The 8738-nt window shown below is 69.0% G+C and carries 8 protein-coding genes; 4 read left to right on the top strand and 4 right to left on the bottom strand.

The features are described 5' to 3' along the window. Positions 1–129: 129 nt before the first annotated feature. The gene (locus tag H7I57_RS30875; protein WP_264028354.1) at positions 130–1161 is read right to left on the bottom strand and encodes a diguanylate cyclase domain-containing protein; all 1032 of its coding nucleotides are present in this window, start codon (positions 1159–1161) and stop codon (positions 130–132) included. 274 nt (positions 1162–1435) lie between these two features. Further along, complete coding sequence (locus H7I57_RS30870) at positions 1436–2308, bottom strand: MaoC/PaaZ C-terminal domain-containing protein (protein WP_264028353.1); 873 nt, start codon at positions 2306–2308, stop codon at positions 1436–1438. 79 nt (positions 2309–2387) lie between these two features. Here H7I57_RS30870 and H7I57_RS30865 point away from each other — a divergent pair, with 79 nt between their 5' ends. Genes H7I57_RS30865 through H7I57_RS30855 form a run of 3 tightly spaced genes read left to right on the top strand, consistent with a single transcriptional unit; the run spans position 2388 to position 5936 of the window. Further along, positions 2388–4394: an SDR family oxidoreductase gene (locus H7I57_RS30865; RefSeq protein ID WP_264028352.1), complete on the top strand. Its 2007-nt coding sequence runs from the start codon at positions 2388–2390 to the stop codon at positions 4392–4394. Positions 4395–4399: 5 nt separating this feature from the next. Next, on the top strand, positions 4400–5428 hold the full coding sequence (locus tag H7I57_RS30860) for a nucleoside hydrolase (protein WP_372510496.1): 1029 nt from the start codon (positions 4400–4402) through the stop codon (positions 5426–5428). Positions 5429–5474: 46 nt separating this feature from the next. Next, positions 5475–5936 (top strand): ArsI/CadI family heavy metal resistance metalloenzyme, encoded by a 462-nt coding sequence (locus H7I57_RS30855; RefSeq protein WP_264028350.1) that lies wholly within the window; start codon positions 5475–5477, stop codon positions 5934–5936. Between the two features lie 25 nt (positions 5937–5961). On the opposite strand, the gene H7I57_RS30850 is transcribed toward H7I57_RS30855, so the two are convergent. Beyond that, the gene (locus H7I57_RS30850; RefSeq protein ID WP_264028349.1) at positions 5962–6564 is read right to left on the bottom strand and encodes a sigma-70 family RNA polymerase sigma factor; all 603 of its coding nucleotides are present in this window, start codon (positions 6562–6564) and stop codon (positions 5962–5964) included. 163 nt (positions 6565–6727) lie between these two features. Here H7I57_RS30850 and H7I57_RS30845 point away from each other — a divergent pair, with 163 nt between their 5' ends. Continuing rightward, positions 6728–7249, top strand: coding sequence for a hypothetical protein (locus tag H7I57_RS30845; RefSeq protein WP_264028348.1), 522 nt, complete (start codon positions 6728–6730; stop codon positions 7247–7249). Positions 7250–7253: 4 nt separating this feature from the next. On the opposite strand, the gene H7I57_RS30840 is transcribed toward H7I57_RS30845, so the two are convergent. Then, positions 7254–8738, bottom strand: a 1485-nt coding sequence (locus H7I57_RS30840) for a DNA polymerase Y family protein (protein ID WP_264028347.1), incomplete at its 5' end; no start/stop codon positions are given.

Genomic DNA, 8738 nt, shown 5'->3' with positions numbered 1-8738 from the left:
ACGGCCATCACACCGCCAAATCACTGACCTCGATGATCTACCTCATGCTCGGCGGAATCAGCCCGAAACTCCCCACAACAAGGTGAGGAGTCGCACACACGTTCGACATGACCAGGCTGTGCCGGAACCTCAGGCGAACCTGTCGGCGCCGTCCGGGGCGCCGCCGCCGCCGTCGTCGTCCTCGCCGAGGGTCGGCCGAAGGACATACCGGACCTGGTTGCCCCCGGCCATCCGCGCCTGTTCGATCGCGGTGGTGGCGATCGCGATCAACTTGTCGGCGACATCGTCGGGAGGCTCCGCCGCCAGCGGCGGTAACGGCGTGCAGACCACGCCGATGCTGGCCGTCAGCCGCTGCGGTGTCACGGCGATCGCGCCGCGAATCCGTTCCACCAGCGGTGAGGCGTCGGCGGTCGTGAACGTGTCGGCGATCAGGAAGTCGTCGTCGGCGATGTGGGCGACGATCGCGTTGTGCCGGACGGTCTCGCGCAGCGCCTGGCTTACCGTCACGCGCGCCCGGTTCCCTCCGCGCGCGCCCGAAAGCCCCAGCAGCAGCGAGAAGCTGTCGATGTTCACGGCGACCACGACCAGATACTGATCGTCACTGCGACTCCGCGAGGCCAGCAGGGTGGCCACCCCGCGGTAGAACGCGTCGCGATGCAGCAGGCCGGTGAGTTGCTCGATGTCACTGTGGTGGGCGTCGGGCTGGACCAGCTTGATCCCGGCGCGGCAGGCCAACGCGACGAAGACGTTGAGCAGCACCACCACACCCGCCGCGGCCACCGCCAGGGCCAGATCCGTGGCCGCCAGCCGCGCGAACAGCACCCCGATGACCACCGCGGCGACGGTCCAGGTCACCAGCAGCATCCGCGGGCTGTGGAAGCACACCGCGAACGCCGTCAGCAGGACATAGCTCGCGGTCCCCAGGAGTCCGGCGATCGGGTCGGCGACGATGAGGGCGGCCACACCGATGACCAACGATCCGCCGATGACGCACCACAGCGACTGCGCCCGGGTGGGCCAGTGGTGACGCAACCACACCGCGGCCATCGCCAGGCAGGACACGGCGATGACGACCGCGGCGCTCCGGGTCGCCACGGTCTGCGGACCGAGCTCGCTGGCCATCAGCGCGACGGGGACCAGGCCGAGGGTCGCGATACACACCGCGACCAGACGACATGCCGACCCCTGCATCCCCCTGGAAGCGAGGACCGCAGTAAACCAGTAGTACTGATCGGACCGCCACGATGCAGGGCCTATGAGTTCAGCGGGGGATCTCCGCAAACCATCAAACATCCACCAACCCCCGTTTTACGCATGCTCGGTCCAGATCAATACCCCCTGGCACGCCGAACGCTACCAGCCCAGCAAACCATTTCACAGAGCAAGGAATTGTCGTGAGCGCAAGATCAGGCCCGCGTCGGCCGGTTCGGCAGCCTCAGCCTGTGGCGTACTCGACCTCGCCGTCCTCGAGCACCGGTCTCGCGCCGGATCCGTCCGGATTCGCGGCCTCGGTACGGAACACCGCCCGTCCCGGGTCCGTGCGCCAGATCGACGTCGTCAACGTCTCCCCGGGGAACACCGGCGAGGTGAAGCGTGCCGAGATCGCGGTGATCCTGGAGGCGTCACCGTCACCGAGGTCGGCGACCAACGCCCGGCCGGCGACTCCGTAGGTGCACAGGCCGTGCAGGATCGGCTTGGGGAATCCCGCCAGCTCGCGGGCGAACCACGGGTCGCTGTGCAGCGGGTTGCGGTCCCCCGACAGCCGGTAGATCAGGGCCTGGTCCTCCCGCGTGGGCAGCGCTACGCGGGAGTCGGGGTCACGCTCGGGTGTCTCCGGCGCGGCGGGACGCTGCCCGGGCTGTCCTCCGAAGCCCCCTTCACCGCGGATCACCAGGGTGGTGAGCGTCTCGGCGACCGGTTGCCCGCTGTCGGGATCGCTGCCGGTGGCCTTGAGCATCACGACCGCGTTCTTGCCCTCGCCCTTGTCCTGGATGTCGGCGACCTCGCAGACGACGCTGAGCCGGCCCGCCGCAGGCAGCGGGGTGAACACCCGGATGGCCTGGGATCCGTGCAGCAGACGGCTGAAGTTGAACGACCCGATCTTGGTGGCGGCGGCGAACGGCGGGCATGCGATCACCGCGTAGGTGGGCAGCACCTGCTGCTCGATGCCGTTGCTGTTCTCGGTGGTGAACGCGAGATCCTCGGTTCCCGCGCCCACGCCGAGCGCGTAGAGCAGTGTGTCGCGGTCGGTCCATTCGTAGACCTGTGGATCGGTTGTCACCCCGACGGCGTTCGGATCTATCGGCATAGGACGAGACGATATCCGGCGCAGGCCCTCGTTAGGGCAGGTGTTGACCTTTGTCCGGAGACGCGTGACCATGTGTCGCATGCGCTATGTCGTTACCGGCGGTACCGGGTTTATCGGTAGGCGTCTGGTGAAGCGGATCCTCGACCTTCCCGACACCACGGCGATTCACGTGCTGGTCCGGCGCGAGTCGCTCGGCAGGTTCGAACGACTGGCTCAGAACTGGGACGGCCGCGTCGAACCGCTCGTGGGGGACCTCACCGCCCCCGGCCTGGCGCTCAGCGATGCCGATCTCGCCGACCTCGGCGAGATGGATCACGTCGTGCACTGCGCGGCGATCTACGACATGACCGTGCCCGAGCACCGGCAGCGCGCCGCCAACGTCGACGGCACCCGCGCCGTGATCGCGTTGGCGCAACGGCTGGATGCGACGCTGCATCACGTGTCGTCGATCGCGGTCGCCGGGACGTTCCGCGGGGTCTTCACCGAAGACGACTTCGATGTCGCGCAGGACCTCCCGACGCCCTACCACCAGACCAAGTTCGAAGCCGAACTGCTGGTGCGCACGGTCGACGGGCTCCGCTACCGGATATATCGGCCCGCCGTCGTCGTCGGCGACTCCAAGACCGGGGAAATGGACAAGATCGACGGCCCCTACTACTTCTTCGGCCTACTGGCCAGGCTTGCGATGCTCCCCAAGTTCACACCGATGATGCTGCCGGACACCGGACGCACGAACATCGTTCCCGTGGACTTCGTGGTCGAGGCGATCACCGCGCTCATGCGCCTCGACGGGCGCGACGGCCAGACCTTCCACCTGACGGCGCCGAAGACGATCGGCCTGCGGGGCATCTACCGCGGTATCGCCCCTGCGGCCGGCTTGCCGCCCCTGATCGGGTCCCTGCCCCGTGCCGCGGCCACCCCGTTCCTTCAGATGACCGGGCGCGCGAAGATCCTGCGCAACATGGTCGCCACGCAGCTCGGCATCCCCGGCGAGATTCTCGACGTCGTCGACCTGGCGCCCACGTTCACCAGTGAGCGCACCGAGGAAGCCTTGCAGGGCACCGGGATCACGGCTCCGGAGTTCGCGTCCTATGCGCCGCAGCTGTGGCGCTACTGGGCCGAGCACCTCGACCCCGACCGGGCCCGCCGCGACGATGCGGATGGCCCGCTGGTGGGCAGGCACGTGATCATCACCGGCGCCTCCAGCGGCATCGGGCGGGCATCGGCGATTGCGGTGGCCGCGCGGGGTGCGACGGTATTCGCGTTGGCGCGCAACGCCGAAGCGCTCGACGCGTTGATCACCGAGATCCGCGCGGGCGGCGGCGACGCGCACGCGTTCACCTGTGACGTCACCGACTCGGCCGCGGTGGAGCACACCGTGAAGGACATCCTGGGGCGCTTCGGCCATGTGGACTACCTGGTCAACAACGCCGGGCGGTCGATCCGGCGGTCGGTGATCGCGTCCACCGACCGCCTGCACGACTACGAGCGCGTGATGGCGGTCAACTACTTCGGGCCGGTCCGCATGGTTCTGGCGTTGCTCCCCCACTGGCGGGAACGACGGTTCGGGCATGTGGTCAACGTCTCCACCGCCGGCGTACAGGCCAACAACCCGAAGTACAGCGCGTACATCCCCAGCAAGGCCGCACTGGATGCGTTCGCCGAAGTCGTTGGTACCGAGACCCTTTCGGATCACATCACGTTCACCAACATTCACATGCCGCTGGTGAAGACGCCGATGATCGCCCCTTCCGGCGCCCTCAATCCGGCGCCGGCCATCTCCGCCGAACACGCAGCCGCGATGGTGGTGCGCGGGCTGGTGGACAAGCCGGCCCGCATCGACACACCGATCGGGACGATCGCCGACCTGGGGATGTACCTCACCCCGAAACTCTCCCGCCGCGTGCTGCACCAGCTGTATCTGGGCTACCCCGATTCGGCTGCGGCACGGGGTGTCCCCGACGACAGGCCGTCGCGCGAGCCTGCGGTGCGACGACCCAAGCGTCCGGCTCGACCCGCCCGCGGGGTACGGGTTCCCCGCACGGTCAAGAGGGCGGTGCGGCTGGTCCCCGGCGTTCACTGGTGACCGGCGTGCGCCAACCCGTCTTTCTCGACGTCGACACCGGCGTGGACGACGCGATGGCTCTGGTGTTCCTGTTCGGCAGCGCCGATGCCGAGCTCGTCGGCATCGCCTCAACCGCGGGAAACGTTCCCGTGCATCAGGTCTGCCAGAACAACCTGGGGCTGCTGGAGCTGTGCGGGATCACCGGTGTGCCGGTGTCGAGGGGATCGGCGAACCCGCTGCGCGCGCAGCTGCGCACGGCGGAGGACACCCACGGGCCAGAGGGCCTCGGCTACGCACGGCTGCCCGCCCCGACCACGGATCTCACCGCCTACGACGCCGCCGAGGCGTGGGTGCGTGCCGCCCACGCCCACCCGGGAGAGTTGATCGGGGTCGCCACCGGACCGCTGACCAACCTGGCGCTGGCGCTGCGCGCAGAACCCACCCTGCCCCGGCTGCTGAAGCGACTGGTGATCATGGGCGGCGCGTTCGACTATCGCGGCAACACCACCCCGGTGGCTGAATGGAACGTCAGCGTCGACCCGGAATCGGCGGCGGAGGTGTTCGCGGCGTGGCCCGCCGACGCACCACATCTGCCGATCGTGTTGGGGCTGAACCTCACCGAGAACATCGCCATGACGCCGCAGCTGTTGAGCCTGCTGGCCGAGGCGGCGGGGTCGTCCTCGACGCCGATGACCGAGCACGACGACCGGGGCACCGCGTCGGCCGCTTCCAACCCGGTGATCCGGGTGCTCGAGGACGCGATGAGGTTCTACTTCGAGTTCCACCACGACCAGGGCGAGGGGTACCTGGCGCACCTGCACGACCCGCTGGCGGCCGCGGTCGCACTGGACCCCGAGCTGGTGTGGTGCCGCCCGGCACCGGTCGACGTCGAGCTGACCGGCACGCTGACCCGCGGCATGACCATCGCCGATTGGAGCCGCCGGTGGGGCCGGGAACCCAACGCGCTCATCGGTGTCGACGTCGACCCGGCGGCGTTCTTCGACCGGTTCATAGAGCGGGTGGGCGCGTTCGCGGCGCGGCGGGGTGCGTCCTGACCGGCCCGCGTGCGTCAGAACACGCGTACCCGTGAAAGGAGTCATCATGTTCACCAAACGAATCCAGCTCGCGCTCAACGTCGAAGACGTCTCCGCGGCAGTCACGTTCTACGAGAAGGTGTTCGGGGTGCCGCCGCACAAGGTGCGCGACGGCTACGCGAACTTCGCGGTCGAGGACCCGCCGTTGAAGCTGGTGCTGATCGAGAAGCCGGGGTCCAACGAGCATCTCAACCACCTCGGCGTAGAGGCGGCCACTGCCGGTGAGGTCGCCGAGGCACTGCGGCGCTTCGAGGCGGCCGGCCTCGAGACCACCGTGGCCGAGCAGGACGTGTGTTGCCACGCCACCCAGGACAAGGTGTTCGTGACCGCGCCGGACGTGCCACTGGGCTGGTGGGAGTTCTACAGCATCAGCGACGACGACCCGGCCAACCCGGACGGCGAAACCACCTCGGTGTGCGCGACGAACTGCGCGGCACAGGACAGCGCCGAAAGCACCTGCTGCGCCTGACCGAAGGCCGAAACCGGGCTGCGGGTCAGCGCCCCGCGCATCCGCAGCCCGGTGGAGGCTGGTAATCCATCGGCAGGCCGCGACCATCCAGGGTCATCGCGCAACATTGCCCCAACAACTCGCCGAGCCGGCGACGACCACGCTGGACCCGCGACTTCATCCCGGACAGCGAAACTCCCGCTCGCTGCGCGGCGTCGGCCTGGCTGAGCCCGTCGAGATCGATCATCTCCACCGCCATCCGCTGCTCCTCGGACAGCCCGGCGAGCATCGGACGCAGGCACGCGGAAAGCTCCTGCAACACCCCGGGCTCGTTCTCGTCGACCTGCGCAGGCTCATCCTGCAGGGTCGACGTCAAGTGCTCCCGGCTGCGGCCTGCCCGACGGTACTCGTCGATGATCGCGTTGCGCGCGATCCGGAAGACCCAGTTCGTCAGTCGCTCCCGGTCGTCGAGTGAGCCCACGTGCTGGTGGATTCGCAGCAGGATCTCGGCGACGAGATCGTCGGCGCGGTCGGGGTTCGCAATCCGTCGCCGCACGAACGACCGGAGCTGCGGCAACATCTCGCGCCACATCTGCTCGGTCGGCTGCATCACAGCGGCAGCGCGTGTCTTCGTCACGTCGGCGCTCATGACTGTCGTCCTTCCGGCACCCGCGTGGGCGCCCCACAGTACTGACGACGGTAGTCCCGTAGGGACGCAACGAACCACGGAATTGCGTCCCAGGTGCCGGTATCGCGTCTGTGTCGGGTGTTCGGGCCTGCCGATGGCCCGCGATCCCCAGGAGAGACAAATGATGACGTTCCCCACCTTCAGAAGGTTCATCGCAACGGCTGCGGCCGCGGCGGCGACCGTCGGACTGACGGCCGGCCCGGCTCCTGCCTCGGCGGCCCCGGGTCAGTCGGGCGCGATGCTGTTCATCGTCCAGGATTCGGTGAGTCCCGGAAACTACCGCCTGGCGATCCTGGGGCGGATTCCGATGCCGCAGGCCGACGCGGTGGGCTTTCTCAACAACATCAGCAACGGCGATTGCCAGGGCGGCATGAACTACTACGTCTTCGCCGACGACGAGGGCTACAACGACCGATACATCGTCATGAAGCCGTTCCCGGGCGTCCAGGTCGACGATCAGGGCTACCTCAAAGCAACCTCACAGGGCCTGGAGTACCGACGCGAGATCCTGCTCCGGAAGAACCTCCTCGACGAGGACAGCGGGGTGCTCGACGACAACGACGAAATCTACGCCCAGGCGCACTTCAAGGACTCCGACTGCAAGGTCAGGATCCAGACCACGCAGGTCATCACCAACCTCTTCTGAGCGCCTATTCATAGACGCCCTCGAGGTACCAGCGCCGCTGCCGGTAGCACAGCAGCAGCGCCTGGTCACTGCCGAGCAGCACCTGCACTCGCGCAGTCCGGCCGCTTCTCACTTCCGTTGATTCCCACCAACGTTCGTCGACGGACCAGGGGCCTGCCCACCAGGACAGCCGGCCCGACCGCCCCGGCGCCTCCAACCGGAACGGATCTGCGGAGAACAGCCCCCGCGCGGTGACCCGCACCGGGCCGCCCGCGGCGTCGAACAGCTCGACCGGGTCGTCGAGCAACACACTCGGCGACGGCTCGGGAAGCCGTCCCGGCCACGGTTGGTCCGGGTTCGCTTGTGGCACAAGCTCATCCCCGAGCGGCGTGAGGGTGATGCGTTCTGCCGGGCCGCGCCCGCCACTGAGCACCGGAACCTTGACCGCGTCGAGACCCAGCAGACCCTGGACCCGCACCAGGGCCCGCCGGGCCCGCAGCCGGTCCTCCTCACCGACGCCACCCCACAGCGGCAGCTGCAGGGCTTCCGCGGACACCACCTCCACCGGACGCAACCGCAGCACGGTGATCGGCGCGCTGGGCCGTTCACTTCGATGGCGCCGGTTCAGCCAGCCGTCCAGCTGCCAGCGCACCCGGTCGGCGGTGGCGTCCTCGGTGAGCGGCTCCGCGCATCGCCAGACACGTTCCAGCTCTTCACCGCCGGCGGTGACGGCATGGATGGCCAGCCGGGTGCAGCCCACCCCTGCGGCCTCGAGGCTCCGGTGCAGCACGCCGGCCAGTGACCGACCGGCGAAGGCCGCCGCGTCCACCCGTTCGACGGGGGGATCGCAGTTCATCACCGCGTCGAGTTCTTCTTCGGGATCCTTCCCCGACGGGCCACGGGTGGGCTCGCCGCGGGCAAGGCGGTGCGCGGCTACCGCATCGGCTCCGAACCTGGAGGCCACATCGCTTCGGGACAACTCGGCGAACTGCCCGATCGTCCGGATTCCCATGCGCCACAGCAGATCCACCAAGTCCCCCCGGCTGGCGGGCGCCAGGCTGGGCTCGGCGGCCAGCTGCCGGATCGACAGCTCCGACAGAAAGCGCGCGTCCTCGCCGGGGGTGAGGACGCGGCCAGCGCGTGCGGCGAAGACGGCGCTGCCCAACTGGTCGGCGATTCCGACCTGGCATTCGGCCCCGGCCGCGGCCACCGCGTCGATCAGTCGCTGCGCGGCCGCCTGCTCGGAGCCGAAGTAGCGGGCCGCACCGCGGACCGACAGCACCGCCAGTCCGGGCCGCAGCACCTCCGCGCGCGGCGTCAGGGCGTCCACCGCGGCGGTGACGTGCTCGAAGTGCCGGGCATCGCGGGCGGGGTCGGCGGTGACGACATGCAACTCCGGGCATCGGGCCTGCGACTCCCGGCGCCGCAGCCCCCGCCGCACACCCGCCGCGCGCGCCGCCGACGAACATGCGATGACCCGGTTGGCCAGCGTGACCGCGATCGGCGCCGT

Source organism: Mycolicibacterium pyrenivorans (assembly GCF_025821625.1).
Taxonomy (GTDB): Bacteria; Actinomycetota; Actinomycetes; order Mycobacteriales; family Mycobacteriaceae; genus Mycobacterium; species Mycobacterium pyrenivorans.
This window is presented reverse-complemented; position numbering and strand designations above follow the sequence as displayed.